Below are 21,249 nucleotides of genomic sequence, written 5' to 3'. Positions count from 1 at the left end.
TCCCTTACTCCCCTTCAACACGCATGATGCTGGCGACACCGCGAACGGTGTCCAGCTTCCGCAGTGCCTCGACGGTCCCGGAGAGGGCGGCGTCGGGCGCGCGGTGGGTGACGACGACGAGGGAGGCTTCGTTGCCGACCCCGTCGGGACGTCCTTGCTGCCTAACGGTATCGATGGAGACACCGTGTTCCGCGAACGTGGTCGCCACCTGGGCGAGCACGCCCGGCTTGTCGGCCACGTCCAGGCTGATGTGGTAGCGGGTGACGACCTCGCCCATGGTGCTGACGGGCAGCCGCGTGTACGCCGACTCGCCGGGCCCGGTCACTTCCGCGAGCTTGTTGCGGCAGACGGCCACCAGGTCGCCCAGGACGGCCGACGCGGTCGGCGCGCCGCCCGCGCCCGGACCGTAGAACATCAGCCGTCCGGCGGCCTCGGCCTCGACGAAGACGGCGTTGTACGCCTCCCGGACCGAGGCGAGGGGGTGGCTGAGCGGGATCATCGCCGGGTGGACCCGGGCGGTGACGGACTGGCCGTCGGCGGCGCGCTCCAGGATGGCGAGCAGCTTGATGGTGCAGCCCATCCGCTTGGCGGAGGCGAAGTCGGCGGCGCTGACCTCGGTCATGCCCTCGCGGTAGACGTCGTCGAGGTGCACGCGGGTGTGGAAGGCGATGCCGGCCAGGATCGCGGCCTTGGCGGCGGCGTCGTAGCCCTCGACGTCGGCGGTCGGGTCGGCTTCGGCGTACCCGAGGGCGGTGGCCTCGTCGAGCGCCTCCTGGTAGCCGGCGCCGGTGGAGTCCATCTTGTCGAGGATGAAGTTCGTCGTGCCGTTGACGATGCCCATCACGCGGTTGATCTTGTCGCCGGCGAGGGACTCGCGCATCGGGCGCACCAGCGGGATCGCACCGGCGACGGCGGCCTCGTAGTAGAGGTCGCGGCCGTGCGCGTCGGCCGCCGCGTGCAGGGCGGCGCCGTCCTGGGCGAGCAGCGCCTTGTTCGCCGAGACCACCGAGATGCCGTTCTCGAAGGCGGTGGTGATCAGGGTGCGGGCGGGCTCGATGCCGCCGATGACCTCGATGGCGACGTCGATGTCACCCCGTTTGAGGAGGGCGGTCGCATCGGTGGTGATGAGCGCGGGGTCGATGCCCTCGCGCACCTTGGAGGGCCGCCGCACGGCGACACCTGCCAGCTCGACCGGCGCGCCGATCCTCGCCGCCAGATCGTCGGCGTGCGTCGTCATGATGCGCGCCACCTCTGAGCCGACCACTCCACAGCCCAGCAGCGCCACCTTCAGCGGACGCGTACGCATCATTCGACCCAAACCTTTCGATCCACGGATCGATCTCTGCATCGATCCGTCCATCAGCCCCCGCCACGCGGTCTTGCGCACCAGGTGTGAACAAGTCTCACTCAATGGACAGAACTTTCCATCCTTGGTCCATTGAGTGAGACGGTTATTTCATTATCCGACGTCGATGCGCAGGAGATCTTCCTCCGTGTCACGTCGGACGATCACGCGGGCGGCGCCGTCACGCACGGCGACGACCGGCGGACGCAGCGCGTGGTTGTAGTTGCTCGACATCGAGCGGCAGTACGCGCCGGTCGCGGGCACGGCGATCAGGTCGCCGGGCGCCAGGTCGGCGGGCAGGAAGGCGTCGCGCACGACGATGTCGCCGCTCTCGCAGTGCTTGCCGACGACGCGCGAGAGCATCGGCTCGGCGTCGGACCGGCGCGAGACCAGGGCCACGCTGTATTCGGCGTCGTAGAGGGAGGTGCGGATGTTGTCCGACATCCCGCCGTCGACGCTGACGTACGTCCGCAGTCCCTCCAGCGGCTTGATCGTGCCGACCTCGTAGAGCGTGAAGGCGGTGGGACCGACGATGGCGCGGCCGGGCTCGACGGAGATGCGCGGCGCGCGCAGCCCGGCGCCCTCGCACTCGCGCGCGACGATCTCGGTGAGCGACTTGGCGATCTCGTGCGGCTCGCGCGGGTCGTCGCCGTCCGTGTAGGCGATGCCGAGGCCGCCGCCGAGGTCGATCTCGGGCAGCTCGACGCCGTGCTCGTCGCGCACGGCGGCGAGCAGCTGCACCACGCGCTTGGCGGACACCTCGAAGCCGGCCATGTCGAAGATCTGCGAGCCGATGTGGGAGTGGATGCCGATCAGTTCGAGGCTCTCGTGACCGAGCACCCGGCGCACGGCCTCGGCGGCCATCCCGTCGGCGACCGCGATGCCGAACTTCTGGTCCTCGTGGGCCGTGGCGATGAACTCGTGCGTGTGGGCCTCGACGCCGACGGTGACGCGGATCTGCACGCGCTGGCGGACCCCCAGCTCGGCGGCGACGTGCGCCACCCGGACGATCTCCTGGAAGGAGTCGAGGACGATCCGTCCGACGCCCGCCTCGACGGCGCGGCGGATCTCGGGGACCGACTTGTTGTTGCCGTGGTAGGCGATGCGCTCGGCGGGCATCTCGGCGGCGAGCGCGGTGACCAGCTCGCCGCTGGAACACACGTCGAGGTTGAGCCCCTCCTCCTTCAGCCAGCGCACGACGGCCTTGGAGAGGAACGCCTTGCCCGCGTAGAAGACGTCGGCGCCCGGCCCGAAGGCGTGCGCCCAGGCGCGGCAGCGGGCCCGGAAGTCCTCTTCGTCGAGGAAGTAGGCCGGGGTGCCGAACTCCTCGGCGAGCCGGGTCACTTCGATCCCGCCGACGCTGACCACGCCGTCGCCGTCGCGGGTGACGGTCCGGGACCACACCTTCTCGGGGAGCACGTTGAGGTCGGCGGCCGGCGGGGCGTAGTGGCCCTCCGGCAGGACGTCGGCGTAACGGGGACCGGCGGGGTGTGCGGAACGGCTCATGGCGCTTCTCTTTCTCCTTCTACAAGTCCATGGGAGCGGCGCACCCGGCTAAACCACGTCGGGGGCGCCGATGCCGAGCAGGGTCAGGCCACCGGCCAGCACCGTCCCGGCGGCGTCGGCGAGTGCCAGCCGGGAGCGATGGGCGGCCGAGGGTTTCTCGTCCCCCTTGGGCAACACGTCGTACTGGAAGTCGAGGAGGGCGTCGGCGAGCACGACGAGGTGACGGGCGAGCCGCTCGGGCGCCCGGTGGTGCGCGGCGGCCTCCAGCACGAGCGGGTACTCGCGCAGCGCACCGAGCAGCGCGGCGGCGTCGACGGAGGTGTCGGCGTCGGCTTCGGGGTGCGGGGCCGGGACTGAGGGGTCCGTGAGGTCTGTGGGCTCCGCAGGCTCCGAAGGCTCCGCGGGGTCGAAGCCGAGCTGAGCGGCGTTGCGAACGAGCGCCCGGGCGCGCGAGGCGGCGTACCGGACCCGGAAGAACTCATTGGCCTCGCCCTGTACGAGCAGGACCGGACCGAAGTGCGGCGGCCCCGCGGGGTCGGTGGCGAGCATGCCCCAGCGCGCGGCGTCGGCCCCGAAGCGCCGGACGACGTCCCCGTCGGCCCGCGCGGGGGGCACGACGCGCCGCGGCCCGGGTTCGTCCGGCATGCCCTGGGCCGCCCGCAGCCGCCCGACGGCCTCGCGCACGGCGCGGGCGCGGGGCTCCCGGTCGGTGGCGGGCGCGGCACCGGCGCGGGGGCGCTCGGCGAACCCGTACGCACTCCCCCGGGCCCGCACCGACCGCACCACGTCATCGGCGTCGCCCGGGGCGTCGAGGGTGAAGTTGAGGAATCCGGGGCCGGTGATGTCCACGTGCCGGATCCCGGCCACGCCACCGAGCCGCCGGGCCAGCAGACCGGCCACCTCGGCGGGGGCGCGTCCGCTCGCCTTGGCCAGCCGCAGGGCGACGGGGGTGGCGTACTCCCCCACTCCTCCGGGCCGGGTCCGCTCGACGACGATCCGCTCGGGCACGACCGCCCCGGCGCCCAGCTCCCCGTCCTCGACGGCGCAGCGCACGGCGCGCACGACGGTACGGGAGAGGTCAGCGGGGGTCACGGGACCCACCCTAGGGGAGAAGGTCCCCCCTGACGCGAACCGGTTTCGCCATGTGAACTCCCCGGCCCCCGCCAGCGCCGCGCTTGCGCTCGATGAGCCGCCGCACGACCCGCACCAGCTCGGTCGGCTCGAAGGGCTTGGCGAGGAACGCGTCCACCTGCGCGACGGTCCCGGACTGCCCCTCGTACTGGCTGCACGCACTGACGATCGCGACGGGCACCAACCGCGTCCGCGGATCGGCCCGCAACCGGGCGACGGTCCCGAACCCGTCCAGCCGCGGCATGACGACGTCGAGGGTGATCACATCGGGACACACCCGGTGCACCACGTCCAGGCACTCGGCACCATCGTTCGCGGTCACGACCTCGAAGCCCTCCAGCTCGAGATTGACCTTGATCAGCTGCCGGATGACCTTGTTGTCGTCGACAACAAGCACCCGACCCGAGGCGCCTGACACAACTCGAGAGTAGGTCGCCCTAAGCCCCCGCGTCCGGGTTTTTGCCACTTCCACCCCGTCCGGGCGACCCACCCCTCCTCCCCCGCAAACGGGTTCCTGATCACCCCGTGGAAGCTGGTAGTGTTCAACCCGTCGCCGCACAGCGGATGACACGCCCCCGTAGCTCAGGGGATAGAGCAACGGCCTCCGGAGCCGTGTGCGCAGGTTCGAATCCTGCCGGGGGCACTTCGCAAGGAGTGCCCAAAGACCCCGCCATCAGCGGCAACGCTGAGAACGGGGTCTTCGCGTATGTGCGGCCGGGCGCTGCCCCGTGCACCCGGGCCATGTGGCCGACGCGTACGAGCGGTTGTGGGAGCGGGGGTTCACGCGTCGTCTTCTCCGGGACGGGTCGGGTCGGCTCGGAGCCAGACGCGCCGGTGGCGAGCGACGGAGTACGCCTGGTCCACCTGGTCCGAGGTGAGCCTGCCGGTGAGCGGTCCCAGGGCGGCCACCTCCCGGTCCCGGTAGATGCGGACGGAGTGCTGCGTCACCGCACGATCCAGGGACGCGATGCCGACGAAGACCAGGACCGGTTCGACGGGCACGTCGAAGGCGCAGTACCGCCCCAGCACCCTGCGCACGAATGCGGCTTCGGATCGGCTTGCCGCCGCGTAGGGCTGGGGCTTGCCGCCGTTGACCTTGGCCATCGAGTCGCCGACCCAGACCTTGGCGCCCCGATGCATCTTGGTGTTGACGCTGAACACGCCCCCGGGTCCGATCAACAGGTGGTCTATGTCGCCACCGTTGCCCTTCTCGATGCCATGGAGCACCCGCCAACCGAGCGGTGACAGGCGCTCCAGCTCGCGGCCGACGTAGCGCTCGCCTTCCAGTCCGGTGTACCAGCTGTCCCAATCCGAGGACTGCCGCAGCAACTTCGCCTTCAGCCGTTGGGCCGTCGAGGGGCCCCGTACCGCGATGGTTCCGATGAGACCGGCGCCGGGAGGGTTGCGCGACAGGTCTTCGCTGGGGCTGAGGGGCGGGAGAGGCGCCGGCCGTTCGGGTCGGCGTTGCGGTGTGGCAGTGGTGGGGCGTGCTCGCTGCGGAGGTGGGGCGGCGGGACGGGGCTCTTGAACGGGCGTCGGGGTGGAGACGACGGTGAGATCCTCCCCCAGATGTCGCCGGAGAAGGGTGAGGGCTTCGTTCTCGTATGTCCGAACCTTGATCGTGACGGTCCTGGTCGCTCGATCCGCCCAGGCGACAGCCGTTCCGTCCGGCAGGTTCACGTAGAGCCGGTCCCTGCCGTGCCGCTTCCACGCATGCACCGTCAGATCGCTCATCAGCCGCCCCCCTGCGTGCCGTCCCCCCACACATGCCAACACCTGGGGGCCAGGTCGGCAAGACCGCCGGCAGCTGCGCGGGTGATCGGGTTCCGGCGGGACGTACGAGTGGGTGGGGGGCGGATCGGCGGTTTTGCGCCTTGGGGGGAGGGGGGTGGGTCCCTAGGATCTGGAGCAGGCTGCATCGTGCCGCTGACCTGGCACTTTGTGGATCGGGAGTCTTACGGCGATCGAGGTGGCAGGCATGCGTGAGCTGGCCGAGGCGGCACGGCAATGGATCTCGGAGGGGCGGGCCGGTTTTCTGGCGCGGCCCGTCACCGAGCAGGGGTTCGGGCCCCGGGATGCCGGTGGGGCGGTGCTCGTCGATCCGCGCGGGGAGTGCGTGGGGGCCCTGTACCGGGGGGTCTTCGACGCCGAGCTCGTCGCGGAGGCGGGGGCGGTCGGGGCCGGGGAGAGCGCCCGGGTGTGCGAGGTGTCCGTCCGCGGGGCGGAGGCCGTGGAGGCGCGGCTGACCTGCGGCGGACAGGCCGAGATCCTGCTCCAGCCGCTGTCGGCGGTGCCGGCCGCGTGGTGGGACCTGCTGGCCGAGGGCGTCGGGGTGGCGCTGGTGACGCGCCTGAACGAGGCCGCCGACCAGGCCGTCAGCGAGGTCGTACGGGCGCTCGACGCCCCCACCACGGATGCGGAGCGGCGGGCCTCGGAGCTGCTGGGCACGCACCGGGCGGGGCGCGACGCGCTGTACGGGGAGTCCGGGCTGGTGCTCGTCGAGGCGTACCCCTCCGCGCCCTGCCTGGTGATCGGCGGCGGCGGCGAGCTGGCGCGCGTCATCGAGCGCCAGGCCCTGCTGCTGGGCTGGGACGCCGTGCTGGTCGACGACGGCGCCGGGGCGGCCAAGGTGCTGGAGGCCCGCCGGGACGGCGCGTGCCTGGTGATGCTCAGCCACGAGCCGGACTTCGACGTCCCGACGCTGCGGGGCGCGCTCGCGAGCGGGATCCCGTACGTCGGTGCGCTCGGCTCCCGCAAGACGCAGGCGCGGCGGCGCGAGGGGCTGCTGGCGGACGGGGTGGGCGAGGCGCAGCTGGCCCGGGTGCACGGCCCGATCGGGCTGGACCTGGGGGCCCGGACCCCGGCCGAGACCGCGCTCGCGATCTGCGCGGAGATCCTCGGCGTGCTGAGCTCCCGGGGCAGTGCGCCGCGGGGCACGGGGGCGCTGCGCGACACGGATGGGCCCATAAATTCATAGTTTCTACTGATTCGTCATGATTTCTTGGGTATGGCGTGGGCCGAGCACGGGTACAGATCCGACATGGAAACGACCCTGAGCGACATCGCGTGGTTCCTGGTCGTCGGGATTGCCGTGGTCGGCTTCCTGATCGGCGCGTTCTGGATGGGCAAGAAGGTCCGGGCGCAAGAACCCGCGCCCCCCACTCCCGAGAGCCAGCCGCACCTGCCGGACGGCGGCGCGGTCTACGAGCTGCTGGAGGAGCGGGAACCGGTCGAGATCCCCAAGGGCGGCCTGCGGCCGCACGAGATGCAGGGGTACGGGAACTTCGGCTCGACCACCTCCAGCCATCCGGACGAGGTCAAGGCGGCGCGCGACGCCCCGTACACGACCTGGCACCGGCCCGCCGCTCCCTGAGGGCAGCGGCGTCGAAGGCGCAACGTAGAACGTGGAACGTGGTGGTGGGTGGCCCTCGGGGCCGCCCACCACCACGTTCGTGTCAGGCCGAGGTGCGGCCCCGGGGGGCGGCCTTCTTCGGGGTGGACGTGGCCTTCGTCGCCGCCTTGGTCGTTGCCTTGGTCGTTGCCTTGGCCGTCTTCGCAGGCGTCTTCGCAGGCGCCTTCGCCGTCGTCTTGGACGTGCTCTTCGTCGCCTTCGTCGTGCTCGTCGCGGAGGCCTTCTTCGCGGTCGGCGACGCCGCCGTCGACTTCTTGCCGGTGGCCGCCTTGGGGGCCGCGGCCGTCTTCGGGGCGTTCTTGCGGGCCGCCGGGCGGCGGATCGGGGTGACCTCCGCCTCGGTCGCCGTCTCCGAATCCGAATCCGAATCCGACTCCGGCTCCGCCGTCTCGCCGCGCGACGCCTTGGCCGCCCGTACGCTCTTCTCCAGGGCCGCCATCAGGTCGATGACCTGCGCGTTCCCGCTGGTCTCCGGTGCCTGCGCCGGGGTCACGGCCTCCCCCGACTCCGACTTCGCCGCCAGCATGGCCTCCACCGCCGTGCGGTAGTCGTCGTGCAGCGAGGCCACCTCCACCTCGCCGAGCGTGGCCATCAGGGCGTCCGCGAGGTCCAGCTCGGCCTCCCGGATCGTCACCTTCGTCTCCGGTGCCACGCCCTCCGGCGCGCGGATCTCGTCCGGCCACAGGAGGCCGTGCATGGCGATGACGTCGTCCACCACGCGCAGCATGCCGAGCCGCTCGCGCCCGCGCAGCGCGAACTTGGCGATCGCGACCCGGTCGCTGCGCTTGAGGGCCTCGCGCAGCAGGGTGTAGGGCTTGGCCGCCGGGACGCCGTTCGCCGCGAGGTAGTACGCCGCGTCCATCTGGAGCGGATCGATCTGCGCGGCGGGGACGAAGGTCACGATCTCGATCGTCTTGGCCGTGGGCAGCGGCAGCGTCGCGAGGTCCTCGTCCGTGATCGGGATGACCGATCCGTCCGCCTCCTCGTACCCCTTGCCGATCTCGGCCGAGCCGACCTCCTCGCCGTCCAGCTCGCACACCTTGCGGTAGCGGATGCGGCCGCCGTCGGCGGTGTGGATCTGCCGGAAGGAGATCGCATGGTTCTCGGTGGCGTTCACGAGCTTGATCGGGATGCTGACCAGGCCGAAGGAGATGGCCCCGTTCCAAATGGATCGCACGGTTCCTCCTGTTTCGTGGCAATCTCATCGTATGACGCCGATCACAACGGTGGAGGGGCGTCGCCTCGCGCTCAGCAACCTGGACAAGGTCATCTATCCGGGCAACGGCTTCACCAAGGGCGAGGTGCTGCACTACTACGCCAGCGTCGCGGGCGCCCTGTTGCCCCATGTGCGCGACCGGCCCGTGTCGTTCCTGCGCTATCCGGACGGGCCGGACGGCCAACGGTTCTTCACGAAGAACCCGCCGCCGGGCACGCCCGCGTGGGTGGAGACCGTACGGGTGCCGCGCTCCGAGGACCAGCTCGCCGAGCAGGTCGTGGTGGGCGATCTGGCGACGCTGGTGTGGGCGGCGAACCTGGTCGTGGAGTTCCACGTGCCGCAGTGGACCACCGGGCGGCCCGCCGTCGCGGACCGGTTGGTCCTCGACCTCGACCCCGGGGCCCCGGCGGGCGTGGTGGAGTGCTGCGCCGTCGCGCTGTGGCTGCGGGAGCGGCTGGCGGCGGACGGGCTGGAGGCGTACGCGAAGACCTCCGGTTCGAAGGGGATGCACCTGTCGGTGCCGCTGGAGCCGACCGCGTCCGAGCGGGTGTCTGCGTACGCGAAGGCGCTCGCGCGGGAGGCGGAGGGCGCGCTGCCCGAGCTGGTCGTCCACCGGATGGCGAAGGCGCTGCGGCCCGGGAAGGTGTTCGTCGACCACAGCCAGAACGCGGCCGCCAAGACCACCGCCGCGCCCTACACCCTGCGGGCGCGCGCGCTGCCGACGGTGTCCGCGCCGGTGGCGTGGGCGGAGGTGGCCGACGGCGTGCGGGGCCGGGACCCCGGGGCGCTGGTCTTCCTCGCCGACGAGGTGGTGGCGCGGCTGGCGCGGGACGGGGACCTGTTCGCACCGCTGACCGACCCCGGCCGCGCGCGGGCGCTGCCGGGCACCGGCGGCCGTAGGGCGGGTGCGCCGTGATCCGGGTCGCGCTGGCCACCGCGGTGCGGGAGCTGCCGCGGGGGGCGGGGCTGGCGTACGAGCCGAAGTTCGACGGGCACCGGCTGGTGGTCCGGCGGACCGTCGAGGGCGTGGAACTGCAGGCCCGGTCGGGGCGGGTGGTGACGAGCGCCTTCCCCGATCTGGCCGCCGCGGCGCGGCAGCTGCCCGCCGGCACCACGCTGGACGGCGAGGTGGTGGTCTGGCACGCGGGCCGCACGGACTTCGCGCTGGTCCAGCGGCGGGCCGCGGCGACGGCCGCCCGGGCGGTGGTGCTGGCCAGGAGCCTGCCGGCGTCCTACGCGGCCTTCGACGTGCTGGAGCTGGCCGGGCTGGACCTGCGGGCGCGGCCGTACGAGCGGCGCCGGGCGCTGTTGGTCGATCTGCTGCTGCCGTTGGGGCCGCCGCTCCAGCCGGTGCCGATGACGACCGATCCGGCGCTGGCGGCGACCTGGTACGAGACCCTGCCGGCCAGTGGGATCGAGGGCCTGGTGATCAAGCGGCTGGAACAGCCGTATCCGACGGGCCGGCGGGGCTGGCAGAAGCTCCGGCACACGGATACGCGGGATGCCGCGGTGATCGGGTACACGGGTACGGCGGCGCGGCCGGTGGCGCTGGTGCTGGTGCTCTCGGGGGACGGGGAGGGGGACGGTGAGGGGGACGGGGACGTCGATGCCGTGCCGGACGCGGATCTCGACGCGCCCCTCGTGTCCAGTCCGCTGGGCGGTGCCGTACGGGTGGAGGTGGCCGTGGCGCTGGCCGCGGCGCATGCCGCGGCGCGGGGGCGGGGGGATCCGGGGGGCGGGACGGTGACCGCGATCGGGTTCGGCGAGGTGCCGTACCGGGGGGTCGACCCGCCGCTGACGGTCGAGGTCCGGTGTGCGTCCGGGCGGCATCCGCCGCCGGAGGTGTTGCGGGTGCGGGGCTCCTGGTGAGGCGGGTCGGTGGGGGCCGTGCGGCATCGGTCCCTCCGAGGGCGCCTCAAACGCCGGCGAGGCTGGAGGGGGCTCTGCCCGAGCCCCGGGTGCGGGCCCAGCCCCCGTCCTCGACCGTCCCTCCGGGGGCGCCTCAAACGCCGGCGGGGCTGGAGGGGGCTGGGCTCGGGGGTGTCCGGGGGCGTCGGGGTCAGACCTGGGACCAGGTGTGGCGGTTGCGGGCTGTTGTGAAGAGGGATTCCGTGTCCGAGGGCTTGAGGGTGGCCGGGGCGCGAGTGAGGCGGGCGGCCGCGGTGGCCGGTTCCAGGACCGCCACGTCGCGCAGGGACGGCACCTTCTCCAGGCGGTTCGACTCGACCACCACGAGCGCCGGGGTGACCGCGGTGACCAGCGCGTGCGTCGCGCGCTCGGCGGCCCGGCGGATCCAGCGGACGTCCGGCCGGGGTTCGGCGCGGCCGACGGTGACGAGCAGGTCGCCGACGTGGACCCGCTGCCGGCGGCCCGCGACGGCGCGCACGCACCACACCCCGCCCGGCCCGATCAAGAGGTGGTCGATCCGGCCCGCCCCCGGCAGCGGCACCGCGTGCAGCACCCGCCAGCCCGCGCCCTCCAGGGCGTCCAGCTCGGCCCCCACCCGCTCCTGGGCGAGCAGGTCCGGGCGCATGCGGTGGCGGGTACGGGCCCCCGCGGCGCCGTGTTCCAGCTCGCCCAGCAGGGCCTCGCCGGGGCGGTTCGGGGCCAGGTCGTCGTCCGGGTGGAGGGACAGCCGGGCCAGGTCCGCCGCGCTGGGCACGGGGGGCGGGCCGACGGTCCAGGTTCCGGTCAGGTAGGGACGTAACACCGCCAGCGCCGCGTCCCGGTGCCGGTCCGATAGGACGCTGACCCGCCCGGCCGGGCGGTCGTACCAGGCGACGCTGCGCCCGTCGGGCAGATTGACCCACAATCGGCCGCGGTCGGGCAGCACCTTGAGTCCGAGCCCGAGGCCGTGTTCCCGTTCACGATCACGCATCTCCCTCACCCCCGCCGTCCATGGGAGCAGGCGCGGCCGCGCGCGGCAATCCCCCGGTTGTGTAACGACTCCGCCGGGACCCTGCCGCCTCGCTGTTACAAAGCCACCACGGAACTGCAACGGCCGCGGCCTACGTTTATGCCACCTGGACACGCCAGGGCCTGACCTGCGATGAAGGAATCCCGTGAGCACCGTCCGACGCACCATCGTTCGCGCCGCCGCCGTGACCGCCTGCGCCGGAAGCCTGCTGGCGCTGCCCGCTGCCGCCGCGCTCGCCGACGGGCTGCCCGCCGCGACGTCCGCCCAGGCCGCGACCGCCCCGCAGCGGGTCCTCGTCAAGAGCCTGACCCTCGCGGACGGCACGTCCACCGCGCGGGTCTACCGGGTCGCCCAGGGCGCCTACCAGGCCGACATCCTGCGGGACGGGTCCAAGGTCTCCACGCTCAGCAGCCGCGCCGGGGCCCCCGGTTACGGCCGCGCGGACGGGCTGCGCCTCGCCCTCCAGCCCGACGGCCGGATCTCCTCGTGGTCCGCCGACGGGAACGGCGTCGTACCGGCCGCGCTGTCCTCCTCGGCCGACGGCCACAAGACCGCGCGGCGCACCGGCTTCGCCGACGCCGCCACCGTCACCCCGTCCACGGGCCTGCGCACGTCCACGACCGCGGACGCGGGCGCGGCCTCCGGCGCGGAGCGCACCGTGGCCCTGCGGCTCGGCACGCTGACCGGCGCGCCCGACGACGGCGCGCTGCTGATCGCCGCGGGCGGCGGCATGGCGGCCGTCGGCGCGGCGGGCCTGGGCTTCGCGATGCTGCGGCGCGGGCGCACCGAGGCCTGACCCGCCGGGGCTCCCGCGACGGCCCCGGTACGGTCCCCGGATCCGCGCCGTCGCGCTCACGCACCGGACGGCCGCGCAATCGGGGCGTACCTCTGCATATGGTTGACGGGACAGGCTCGGTCGGCGACGCAGGGGACGGGAGGACGCAGGGGTCCGTGAAGACGTTCCGCACGCGCGTCCCTACGCGCCTCCGCACCCGGCACCCCGCGCGCTCCCGTTCCCGTACCCCGGCGCTCTCCGCGCTGCTGGCCGCCGTCGTGCTCCTGGCCGCGACCCCGGTGGTCGCGGGATGCAGCAACACCGGCGGGCTGTCCAGCGCCGGGGCGACCCCGACCGCGAACGGGCCCGTGCACCTGTGGCCCGAGCGCAAGGGCGCCACCGTGCCGCCCGCCGATCCGGGCGGGGCGCCGCCGGAGTACGTCAAGGGCATTCCCCCGGTCAAGGACCAGAACGTGCACGGGGTGGATCCGGTCGCGCTCATCCAGGCCGAGGTGCGCAACCACCGGGGCGCCACGGTGGGGCCCGACGGGATGCCGCGGGAGACGGCGGAGGCGATCCTGGCGTGCCCGACCGGGCAGCAGCCCGCGGAGCCGGGCGCCGCGAAGTCGGCGAAGTGCCCGGTGCTCACGCCGTACTACCGCGATCTGACCGGCAACGACAAGGACGAGCTGATCGTCGGCTTCGAGCTGCCGGACCAGCAGATGTCCGTACGGGTCTACACGGCCGACGCGGACGGCCGACTGAACCGGATCATGGCCACCACGGACTCCGTGATCAGCGTCGAGCTGGCGGGGCGGGACGTGGTGCTGCACGTGCCGAGCGCGAACCCGGGTTACGAGCTGAACACCGCCTGGTCCTGGGACGAGAAGCAGCGGACCATGCTGCCGACGCGGGAGCAGATCATCCGGGTGCCGCAACGGCCGGGCTCCGGGGTGAGCCCGCAGCCGCTGCGGCCCCGCCGCGGAGCGAACGGCGGGGGCGGCAACGGCGGCGTGGCGGGCGGCGGCACGGTGAACGGCGGCGGCACGTCGTGACCGGCCCCCGCGCGCGCGGACCGCGCGGCTCCGCGCGAGGGCTCGGGGCGCTCCGGGCGCGGATCCCGCTGCGGCTGCCGGCCTGGACGGCCACCCTGACCTGGAAGTCGGCGTGCTTCATCGTGGTGATGTGCTGCACGCTCGCGGCGGTGCTCGGTGCGCTCGTGCACGTCGCGGTCACCCGGCAGACGGTCGCCACCGCGCGCGACAAGGCCCTCGGCAAACTGCACGACGCCTCCCGCTCGTACGAGGCCGGTGAGAACCTGCCGCCGGACTCCGCCATCGATCCGGCGGGGCTGCCGGCCTCGCTGCGCTCGCTCGCGGTCTCCGGGCAGCGGGGCACGATCGTCAGCGACTACGAAGGCCGCCCGGTCATGTGGGCGGCGGCGCCCGCCGACGGCCGGGCCCTGGCGACGGCCGTCGACTACAGCCAGAGCGCGCGCACGATCAACGGCCTGGACCAGGCGATCATCGGCTCGTCGGTGCTGGCCATCGGGGGCACCCTGCTGGTCGGCGCCTTCGCCGTCACCCGGGTCACCCGCAGGCTGCACCAGACCGCGACCGTCGCCCGCCGGATCACCCAGGGGGACCTGGACGCACGGGTCGGGGACGCCCGTACGAAGGATCCCGCACGGCGGCAGGACGAGGTGGCGACGGTGGCCGCGGCGCTGGACACGATGGCCGGCAGCCTGCAGTCGAAGCTGCTGAGCGAGCAGCGGTTCACGGCGGACGTGGCGCACGAGCTGCGCACCCCGCTGACCGGTCTGCAGGCCGCCTCGGAGCTGTTGCCGGAGGGCCGCCCGACGCAGCTGGTGCAGGAGCGGGTGCGCACGATGCGCCAGCTCACCGAGGACCTGTTGGAGATCTCCCGGCTGGACTCGGGCAGCGAGCAGGTCGAGACGGACCTGCACCGCCTGGCGGCGGTGGCGGAGCGGGCGGTGCGGGCCTCGGGCACGGCGACGGAGGTCGTCGTGGTCCGCGACGTGTACGTCGAGACGGACCGGCGGCGCCTGGAGCGGGTCCTGGGGAACCTGATCGCGAACGCCCACAAGCACGGTCGGGCGCCGGTGGTGCTGACGGTGGACGGGCCGGTGGTGACCGTACGGGACCACGGGGACGGCTATCCGGAGTACCTGGTGGCGCACGGCCCGCAGCGGTTCCGTTCCGGGGCGGGCGGGGGCGGGGGTGCGGGCGGGCCCAAGGGCCACGGGCTGGGGCTGACGATCGCCGTCGGGCAGGCGGCGGTGCTGGGGGCGGAACTGGTGTTCCGCAACGCGGGGGCCGAGGAGGGCGGGGGTGCGGTGGCCGCACTGACGCTCCCGGCGCCGTCGCCCGCGGAGCCCGGGCCGACGGCCTGATCGCGCGCCCCGGTCACCGGCAGGACCGGGGTCAGGCCGCCGGCTGTCCCGGCCGTGACCCGCGCGGTCGGGGCGGTGGCGTCGCGACGGGGTGGGGCGTCCCCGCGGGACGAGCGGTCACCACCGGCCGCGCTCTCCGACCGACCCGGGCCCGCGAGCCGAGGAGACGCCCCACCCCGGCGCGGCGACGCCGCCCCGACCACCCCGGCCCCGCCACCCCCGACCCGGGTCAGGACGTCGGGCGCGGGGATTTCGTCCAGGGCCAGCGGAGCTTCGGCTTCTGCCCCGAGGGGTCGAAGGCGTACTTCCAGCCCTTCTGGAGGTGCAGGCGCTTGGAGTAGCCCGCCGGGACCCGCTGGTAGAGCAGGACCGTGGGGGGTCCGCCCGCCGCGTCCGGGACGGGGATCTCGTACCACTTCGGCGGGTGGCCGGTCGGGCCGAGCAGGATCGGCAGGACTCGGCCGTCCATCGGGCCGCCCTCGAAGGGGGTCGGTTCGCTTCTCACCCCACCAGTGTCACAGGACGGCCGGGGTGTCACAGCAGGTGGGCGGCCTCGGAGACGACGGGCACCACCCGGCGGGCGAGCACGCCGACCGGGCCGTCCGCGGCTTCCAGGGCCAGTGCCGCCCGGGCGGCCGCGGCCGTTTCGGGGTCGGTGGCCGCGGTGGCGGTCAGCAGGGCGATGAACTGGTCCACCAGCCAGTCGCGCAGCTCCGCGACCGGCGGCTCCTTGCCCTCGTCGAGCCAGATCAGCGAGGCCGCCTCGACCGCCGTGATCCAGGTGCGGACCATCATCCGCAGCCGGGGGCCGGGCTGCGGGACGTTGAGGTGGAAGAGGATCTGGCCCGCGGCGGTGCGCCGGATGCCGTCCACGGTGGCCGTCGTGCGGGAGGTCTCCACCACGCTGCCGCCCTGGAGCAGCGCGCTGAATCCGGCGTCGTGCTCGTCGACGAAGGCGAGGTAGCGGTCGAGGGCGCGGGAGAGCCGCTGGGTCAGCGGCCCGGCCTGCGCTTCGGCGAAGCACTGGCCGAGGACGTCGGCCGCCGAGCGCAGGGCGGCCTCGTACAACTGCTGCTTGCCGCCGGGGAAGTACCGGTAGACCAGGGGGCGCGAGACCCCGGCGGCCTCGGCGACGTCGTCGAGGGAGATGTCCTCCGGGGCCCGGTGCGCGAAGAGCGACAGGGCCGCCTCGATGATCTGCGCCCGCCGTTCCTCGACGCTCAGGCGGCGGTAGGCACGCGGCGCCGGGGCCGCCGGCGGAGTCCGGGTCATGTCCGCAGGGTAACCCCACCGGCCGGTCCACCGGCCCGGCATCCGACGCCCCCGTCACACGGGCATCAGGCGAGCAGCCCGGAGCTCTGCCAGAGCTTGCGGCCGACCCCGCGCAGGACGCCGATGTCGTCGAGGAAGTCGGTGAGCCGCTTGGCGCCGGTCTGCATGACCTCGCGGCGGTGGCCGCTCGCCTTCACCTGGGCCGTCGCCTCGGCCCGGTCCAGGCCGATGTTCTCGTAGACCCGGCCGTTGACGAAGGCGAGCGAGAAGACCCGGGCGGCCTGGCCGCAGCTGACCCGGGTGAGTTCGCGCTCCCAGCGCGGGGCCGTGATCATCTGGCGCCGCAGTTCCTCGCGGGCGTACCGGACGTGCCGGGCCTCCTCGATCACGTGGATCCGGGTGACCCCGCGCACCAGCGGCTGCACGCGCTCGTCCGGGAAGGTCAGGCGCTGCATCCAGTCGAGGATCTCCTCGCCGAGGAGGGTGCAGGCGAAGGAGCCGGGCGTGGTCGAGACGGTCTTCAGGATCCGCGCCAGGTTGTGGTTGAGGCGGGAGACCGGGTACTCGGGGGCGCCGCCCTTCTGGATCATGCGGGCGAACATCATCGAGTGGCGGCACTCGTCGGCGATCTCGGTGAGGGCGTAGCGGACGTGACTGCTGGTCAGCGGCTTGTCGTAGATGTGCCGGGTGAGCAGCTGCATGAGGATGATCTCGAACCAGATCCCGAGCGAGCCGAGCGCGGCCGCTTCGTGCCGGGAGAGTTCGATGCGCTGCTCCTCGCCCATCTTCTTCCACAGCGGGGTGTCGTAGAGGGAGAGCAGCTCGGGCGGCCAGTAGTACTTGCCCTCGATCGTCGGGGCGTCCCAGTCGAGTTCCTTGTCGGGGTCGAAGGAGTGCTTGGCCGAGGATTCGAGCAGCCGTTCGGCGACTTGTTCCCGGTCCTTGAGGAGGCCGAGGGCGTCGCGCAGCGCCGCCCGGTCGGTCACGGTCGTCATGGCTCGGACACCTCTCACAGGGTGGGGTCAACGTGGGTTACCAGCGGTCACCTCTTATGAGACTGCTTGTCAGCAAGCCCGTCAATCCCCTGCGCCCGACTTGTTGACCGGCTGTCTACCAACGTGTGACGCTGCCAACTGTCGAGTCCTGCACGGCAGTCCACGCACGCGCACCCAGGGGGCGTACATGTCGACACACCCGCTCTACACCAAGGACCCCGGCGATCCCGTCTGGCAGGTTCCGGCCTCCGGCGCGGCCCGTTTCAGCTGGGAGTACGACGAGGGGCGCGAGCGGCTCCTCGCCCTCTACCAGAAGGGCAAGGACAAGCAGTGGGACGGGGCGACCCGGATCGACTGGGACCTCGAGGTCGACCCCTACGACCCGCTGGGCACGCCCGACGACGTCCTGACCCTCTACGGCACCCGGCACTGGGCCAAGATGACCGAACGGGACAAGGGCGACCTGCGGCGGCACTACACGGCCTGGCAGTTCAGCCAGTTCCTGCACGGCGAACAGGGCGCGATGGTCTGCGCGGCGCGCATCGTGGAGTCGGTCCCGGACCTGGACGCGAAGTTCTACTCGGCCACCCAGACCATGGACGAGGCCCGGCACGCCGAGATCTACTCCCGCTTCCTGCACGAGAAGATCGGCATGCTCTACCCGGTCAACGACAACCTCCAGGGGCTGCTCGGCGACACCCTGCGCGACTCCCGCTGGGACATGCCCTACCTCGGCATGCAGGTGCTCATCGAAGGCCTCGCGCTCGCCGCCTTCGGGATGATCCGCGACACCACGGACAAGCCGCTGCCCAAGCAGATCCTGGCCTACGTCATGCAGGACGAGGCCCGGCACGTGGCCTTCGGCCGGATGGCGCTGCGCGACTACTACAAGCAGCTCACCGACGCCGAACTGCGCGAGCGCGAGGAGTTCGTCATCGAGGGCTGCTACTTGATGCGGGACCGGCTGCGCGGCGTGGAGGTGCTGGAGAACTTCGGCATCGGGAAGCAGGAGGCGGCCGAGCTCAGCGAGCAGTCGGAGTTCCTGCACCTGTTCCGCAAGCTGCTGTTCAGCCGGATCGTGCCCTGCGTGAAGGACATCGGGCTGTGGGGCGAGCGCCTGCAGAAGGCCTACCTCGACATGGGCGTCTTCGACATGGGCGACTCCAACCTCGACCTGCTGATGGCCCAGGACGAGGAGATCGCCGAGAACCTCGACCGCGAGCGGTTCGCGGAGGAGGAGCGCCAGCGGGTCGCCGAGGTGGAGGCGGCGATCGCGGACGGGGCCCCGGAGGCCTAGGGCGTGTTGGTGCCGCCGGGCGCGCCGGACGGTCAGCGGGCCAGGGCCGCCTGCATCACCGCCCGGGCGATCGGGGCGGCCGCGCCGTTGCCGCTGATGTCCCCGCGGTCGGCCGCCGCGTCCTCCACGACCACCGCGACCGCCACCGCGGGCCGTCCCGCGGCCGCGTCCTGCGCCCAGCCGATGAACCAGGCGTACGGGACGCCCTCGTTGCCCACCCCGTGCTGCGCGGTGCCCGTCTTGCCGCCGACCCGGGCTCCCGGGATCGCCGCGTTGCGGCCCGTCCCGTCCTCCACCACCTTGACCATCAGCTGCTGGAGCCGCAGCGCCGTGCCCGGGGTCATCGCCCGGCCCAGACTGCGCTGGTCGCCGCGGCGGACCGGGTCGCCGTCGCCCTGCGTGGTCCGGTCGATGAGGTACGGGCCGCGCACCTCGCCCCCGTTGGCGACCGCGCCCGCGACCATCGCCATCTGGAGCGGGGTGGCGGTGGTGTTGAACTGGCCGATGGCGGACAGGGCCAGCTGGTCCTGGCTCATGTCGGTGTCGAAGTTGGACCGCGACACCCACGCCGGCACCCGCAGCCCCTCGTCGTTGAAGCCGAACCGGCGCGCCGCCTCCACCATCCCGCGCAGCCCGACCTGCACCCCGATCTTCGCCATCACCGTGTTGCAGGAGAACTGCACGGCCTCCGCCATGCTGGCGTCCTGGCAGCCGCCGGAGGCGTTCGGCAGCGTGGTCGTGGTGCCGGGCAGGACGTAGGGGTCGGGAGTCTGCGTCGGCGCGTCCACGTCGCTCACCACTCCGGAGTCCAGGGCGGCCGCCGCCGTCACGATCTTGAAGGTGGAGCCGGGCGGATAGGTCTCGCGCAGCGCCCGGTTGAGCATCGGCCGGGCCGGATCGGCGTTCAGCCGGGCCCAGGCGCTCTTGACGGCCGCGCCGGTGCCCGAGAGCGCGGCCGGATCGTAGGAGGGGCTGCTGACCAGGGCGAGGATCCGCCCGGTGGCGGGCTCGATCGCGGCCACCGCGCCGCGCTTGCCCGCGAGTCCGGCGTAGGCGGCGAGCTGCATGCCGCCCTTCAGCGTGAGCACGGCGTTGCCGCCGTCCGGGCGGCTGCGGGCCAGGTCGTACCAGAGCGGGAAGGCGGTCAGCCCGGGGTCGGTCCCGGCCAGGACCGCGTCCTCGGAGCGCTCGACGAAGCTGGTGCCGTACGTCTGCGAGGAGTAGCCGGTGACGGGCGCGTACAGCGGGCCGTTCGCGTAGGTCCGCTCGTAGCGCAGCAGTTGACGGCTGTCGCGGGAGCCGGTGATCGGGCGGCCGTCGACGAGGATGTTCCCGCGCGGCTGGGCGTACCGCTCGATCACCGGACGCTTGTTGGCCGGGTTCCCGGCCAGGGACGGGGCCTCCCAGACCTGGACCCGGGCCACGCCCGCGAACAGGGCGAGGAAGAGCGCCGCGCAGAAGTACCCGCACCAGCGGATGTACCGGATCATCGGGCCCCGCCCTCCGCGTCGTCGCCCCGGGGCCTCGGCCGTCGCGCGCTGTCGCTGAGCCGGACCAGCAGGGCCACGATGACCCAGTTGGTCACCACCGAGGAGCCGCCCTGGGCCAGGAAGGGCATCGCCATGCCGGTGAGCGGGATCAGCCCGGTGACCCCGCCCGCGATCACGAAGACCTGGAGGGCCACGATCGAGGCGAGCCCGGTGGCCAGCAGCCGCCCGAAGGGGTCGCGCAGCGCGAGCCCGGCCTGGAAGCCGCGGGCGACGAGCAGGGCGTAGAGGACGAGGATCGCGCAGAGTCCGGCCAGGCCCAGCTCCTCCCCCGCGGTGGCGAGGACGAAGTCCGACTTGGCGGCGAAGCCGATCAGGAAGGACTGGCCGTGGCCGAGCCCGGCGCCGAGCAGTCCGCCCGCGCCGAAGGCGAAGAGCGACTGGGCGAGCTGGCCCGGGCCGCGCCCCTGCTCGATGGAGGCGAAAGGATTCAGCCAGTCCTCGACCCGACCGTGGACGTGCGGCTCGAAGGTCCCGACGGCGTACGCGCCCACGCCCGCGAGCAGCAGCCCGACGGCGATCCAGCCGATCCGGCCGGTGGCGGTGAAGAGCATGATCACGAACAGCCCGAAGAACAGCAGCGAGGTGCCGAGGTCCCGTTCCAGGACGAGCACGCCGACGCTCAGCAGCCAGATCGCCAGGATCGGGCCCAGTACGCGGCCCGGCAGCATCCGCAGCCACAGGATCCGGCGGCCGGTCAGGGCCAGCGCGGTGCGGTTCGCGGCCAGGTAGGAGGCGAAGAAGACGGCGAGCAGGATCTTGGCGAACTCCCCCGGCTGGAAGGAGAGTCCGGCGAAGCGCACCCAGATGTGGGCGCCGTTGACCGCCGGGAAGAAGACCGGCACCAGCATCAGCACGAGGGCGGTGGCCACCGCGAGGTACGCGTACCGCTGGAGCGAGCGGTGGTCGCGCAGCGCGGCCACCGCGACCACGAAGAGCCCGACCCCGAGCCCCGACCACAGCAGCTGGTCGCCCGCGGTGGGGTGGTCGGGCGTGGTGAGGTCGAGCCGCTGGATGAGGACCAGGCCGAGGCCGTTGAGGAGGAAGGCGATGGGCAGCAGCAGCGGATCGGCGTAGGGGGCCCGCAGCCGTACGGCGAGGTGCGCGAGGAGCGCGGCGAGCGCGAGCCCGGCGGCGTGCCGGGAGGCGTGCGGGGGGAGGTGGCCGACGCTCGCGAGGCCGACGTAGAGGTGGCCGAGGACGGAGATGAGGACGGCGCCCGCGAGGAGGCTCAGCTCGACGCCCCTGCGCTTGGCGTGCGGTGCGCCGGGTGGCGGAGCGGGCTCCGTGACCTGTGCCGTCAGTGCGGTCATGAGGGCAACGTAGCAAGCGGCGGTAGGTTATGTCCCTTTATGTCATAGTGAGCCGAAGAGTCGCCGAAGAGTCGTCAGAAGTGGTCGCGCATGCGCCTGTCAGTCGAGGA

The 21,249-nt window shown here is 73.0% G+C and carries 20 protein-coding genes and 1 tRNA gene; 9 read left to right on the top strand and 12 right to left on the bottom strand.

The annotated features are described in order from the left end of the window. Positions 1-4: 4 nt before the first annotated feature. The 4 genes from ACFWAR_RS07905 to ACFWAR_RS07890 all read right to left on the bottom strand — a co-directional run bounded on the left by ACFWAR_RS07905 (position 5) and on the right by ACFWAR_RS07890 (position 4,448). Positions 5-1,309: a homoserine dehydrogenase gene (locus ACFWAR_RS07905; protein ID WP_385774246.1), complete on the bottom strand. Its 1,305-nt coding sequence runs from the start codon at positions 1,307-1,309 to the stop codon at positions 5-7. Positions 1,310-1,459: 150 nt separating this feature from the next. Next, positions 1,460-2,851 (bottom strand): diaminopimelate decarboxylase, encoded by a 1,392-nt coding sequence (gene lysA, locus ACFWAR_RS07900; protein ID WP_354382849.1) that lies wholly within the window; start codon positions 2,849-2,851, stop codon positions 1,460-1,462. A 48-nt stretch (positions 2,852-2,899) separates the two neighbouring features. Next, positions 2,900-3,943 carry an ArgS-related anticodon-binding protein NrtL gene (gene nrtL, locus ACFWAR_RS07895; protein ID WP_385774244.1) on the bottom strand — a complete coding sequence of 348 codons (1,044 nt, stop codon included), beginning with the start codon at positions 3,941-3,943 and terminating at the stop codon, positions 2,900-2,902. 10 nt (positions 3,944-3,953) lie between these two features. Continuing rightward, entirely contained in the window at positions 3,954-4,448 is a 495-nt protein-coding gene (locus tag ACFWAR_RS07890; protein WP_385774427.1) for a response regulator, read from the bottom strand. Between the two features lie 105 nt (positions 4,449-4,553). Here ACFWAR_RS07890 and ACFWAR_RS07885 point away from each other — a divergent pair. Then, positions 4,554-4,625, top strand: a tRNA-Arg gene (locus tag ACFWAR_RS07885). A 137-nt stretch (positions 4,626-4,762) separates the two neighbouring features. On the opposite strand, the gene ACFWAR_RS07880 is transcribed toward ACFWAR_RS07885, so the two are convergent. Then, entirely contained in the window at positions 4,763-5,716 is a 954-nt protein-coding gene (locus tag ACFWAR_RS07880) for a nuclease-related domain-containing protein (RefSeq protein ID WP_385774242.1), read from the bottom strand. Positions 5,717-5,960: 244 nt separating this feature from the next. Here ACFWAR_RS07880 and ACFWAR_RS07875 point away from each other — a divergent pair, with 244 nt between their 5' ends. Both ACFWAR_RS07875 and ACFWAR_RS07870 read left to right on the top strand, forming a co-directional pair. Further along, positions 5,961-6,959 (top strand): XdhC family protein, encoded by a 999-nt coding sequence (locus ACFWAR_RS07875; protein WP_385774240.1) that lies wholly within the window; start codon positions 5,961-5,963, stop codon positions 6,957-6,959. A 63-nt stretch (positions 6,960-7,022) separates the two neighbouring features. Then, positions 7,023-7,355 (top strand): DUF6479 family protein, encoded by a 333-nt coding sequence (locus tag ACFWAR_RS07870; protein ID WP_385774238.1) that lies wholly within the window; start codon positions 7,023-7,025, stop codon positions 7,353-7,355. Between the two features lie 82 nt (positions 7,356-7,437). On the opposite strand, the gene ACFWAR_RS07865 is transcribed toward ACFWAR_RS07870, so the two are convergent. Next, complete coding sequence (locus ACFWAR_RS07865) at positions 7,438-8,571, bottom strand: Ku protein (RefSeq protein WP_385774236.1); 1,134 nt, start codon at positions 8,569-8,571, stop codon at positions 7,438-7,440. Positions 8,572-8,602: 31 nt separating this feature from the next. Between ACFWAR_RS07865 and ligD the strand changes: the two genes are divergently transcribed. Together ligD and ACFWAR_RS07855 are read left to right on the top strand one after the other, a co-directional pair. After that, positions 8,603-9,526 (top strand): non-homologous end-joining DNA ligase, encoded by a 924-nt coding sequence (ligD, locus tag ACFWAR_RS07860; protein ID WP_385774234.1) that lies wholly within the window; start codon positions 8,603-8,605, stop codon positions 9,524-9,526. After that, the gene (locus tag ACFWAR_RS07855; RefSeq protein WP_385774425.1) at positions 9,526-10,479 is read left to right on the top strand and encodes an ATP-dependent DNA ligase; all 954 of its coding nucleotides are present in this window, start codon (positions 9,526-9,528) and stop codon (positions 10,477-10,479) included. The genes ligD and ACFWAR_RS07855 overlap by 1 nt, the downstream gene beginning before the upstream one ends. Positions 10,480-10,669: 190 nt before the next feature. Here ACFWAR_RS07855 and ACFWAR_RS07850 read toward each other — a convergent pair whose 3' ends face one another. Further along, positions 10,670-11,488, bottom strand: a complete 819-nt coding sequence (locus ACFWAR_RS07850; protein ID WP_385774232.1) for a nuclease-related domain-containing protein — start codon at positions 11,486-11,488, stop codon at positions 10,670-10,672. 184 nt (positions 11,489-11,672) lie between these two features. Here ACFWAR_RS07850 and ACFWAR_RS07845 point away from each other — a divergent pair, with 184 nt between their 5' ends. The 3 genes from ACFWAR_RS07845 (at position 11,673) to ACFWAR_RS07835 (ending at position 14,715) form a co-directional block, all read left to right on the top strand. Further along, a complete protein-coding gene (locus ACFWAR_RS07845) occupies positions 11,673-12,323 on the top strand; it encodes a hypothetical protein (protein WP_385774230.1) in 651 nt (216 codons plus the stop codon). 155 nt (positions 12,324-12,478) lie between these two features. Beyond that, positions 12,479-13,357, top strand: coding sequence for a hypothetical protein (locus ACFWAR_RS07840; RefSeq protein WP_385774228.1), 879 nt, complete (start codon positions 12,479-12,481; stop codon positions 13,355-13,357). 62 nt (positions 13,358-13,419) lie between these two features. Beyond that, complete coding sequence (locus ACFWAR_RS07835; protein WP_385774423.1) at positions 13,420-14,715, top strand: histidine kinase dimerization/phospho-acceptor domain-containing protein; 1,296 nt, start codon at positions 13,420-13,422, stop codon at positions 14,713-14,715. Positions 14,716-14,944: 229 nt separating this feature from the next. On the opposite strand, the gene ACFWAR_RS07830 is transcribed toward ACFWAR_RS07835, so the two are convergent. The 3 genes from ACFWAR_RS07830 to ACFWAR_RS07820 all read right to left on the bottom strand — a co-directional run bounded on the left by ACFWAR_RS07830 (position 14,945) and on the right by ACFWAR_RS07820 (position 16,982). Beyond that, a complete protein-coding gene (locus ACFWAR_RS07830) occupies positions 14,945-15,220 on the bottom strand; it encodes a hypothetical protein (protein WP_385774226.1) in 276 nt (91 codons plus the stop codon). A gap of 29 nt (positions 15,221-15,249) precedes the next feature. Continuing rightward, on the bottom strand, positions 15,250-15,987 hold the full coding sequence (locus ACFWAR_RS07825; protein WP_385774224.1) for a TetR/AcrR family transcriptional regulator: 738 nt from the start codon (positions 15,985-15,987) through the stop codon (positions 15,250-15,252). A gap of 65 nt (positions 15,988-16,052) precedes the next feature. Next, a complete protein-coding gene (locus tag ACFWAR_RS07820; RefSeq protein ID WP_385774222.1) occupies positions 16,053-16,982 on the bottom strand; it encodes a diiron oxygenase in 930 nt (309 codons plus the stop codon). Between the two features lie 187 nt (positions 16,983-17,169). On the opposite strand from ACFWAR_RS07820, the gene ACFWAR_RS07815 reads away from it, so the two are divergent. Next, entirely contained in the window at positions 17,170-18,279 is a 1,110-nt protein-coding gene (locus ACFWAR_RS07815) for a ferritin-like domain-containing protein (protein ID WP_385774220.1), read from the top strand. A 32-nt stretch (positions 18,280-18,311) separates the two neighbouring features. Here ACFWAR_RS07815 and ACFWAR_RS07810 read toward each other — a convergent pair whose 3' ends face one another. Together ACFWAR_RS07810 and ACFWAR_RS07805 are read right to left on the bottom strand one after the other, a co-directional pair. After that, a complete protein-coding gene (locus ACFWAR_RS07810; RefSeq protein WP_385774218.1) occupies positions 18,312-19,769 on the bottom strand; it encodes a penicillin-binding transpeptidase domain-containing protein in 1,458 nt (485 codons plus the stop codon). After that, positions 19,766-21,139 carry an FtsW/RodA/SpoVE family cell cycle protein gene (locus tag ACFWAR_RS07805; RefSeq protein WP_385774216.1) on the bottom strand — a complete coding sequence of 458 codons (1,374 nt, stop codon included), beginning with the start codon at positions 21,137-21,139 and terminating at the stop codon, positions 19,766-19,768. Before ACFWAR_RS07805 ends, ACFWAR_RS07810 begins: the two co-directional genes overlap by 4 nt. Between the last annotated feature and the right edge of the window lie 110 nt (positions 21,140-21,249).

It is taken from the genome of Streptomyces sp. NPDC059917, assembly GCF_042730635.1.
Lineage (GTDB): Bacteria > Actinomycetota > Actinomycetes > Streptomycetales > Streptomycetaceae > Streptomyces.
This window is presented reverse-complemented; position numbering and strand designations above follow the sequence as displayed.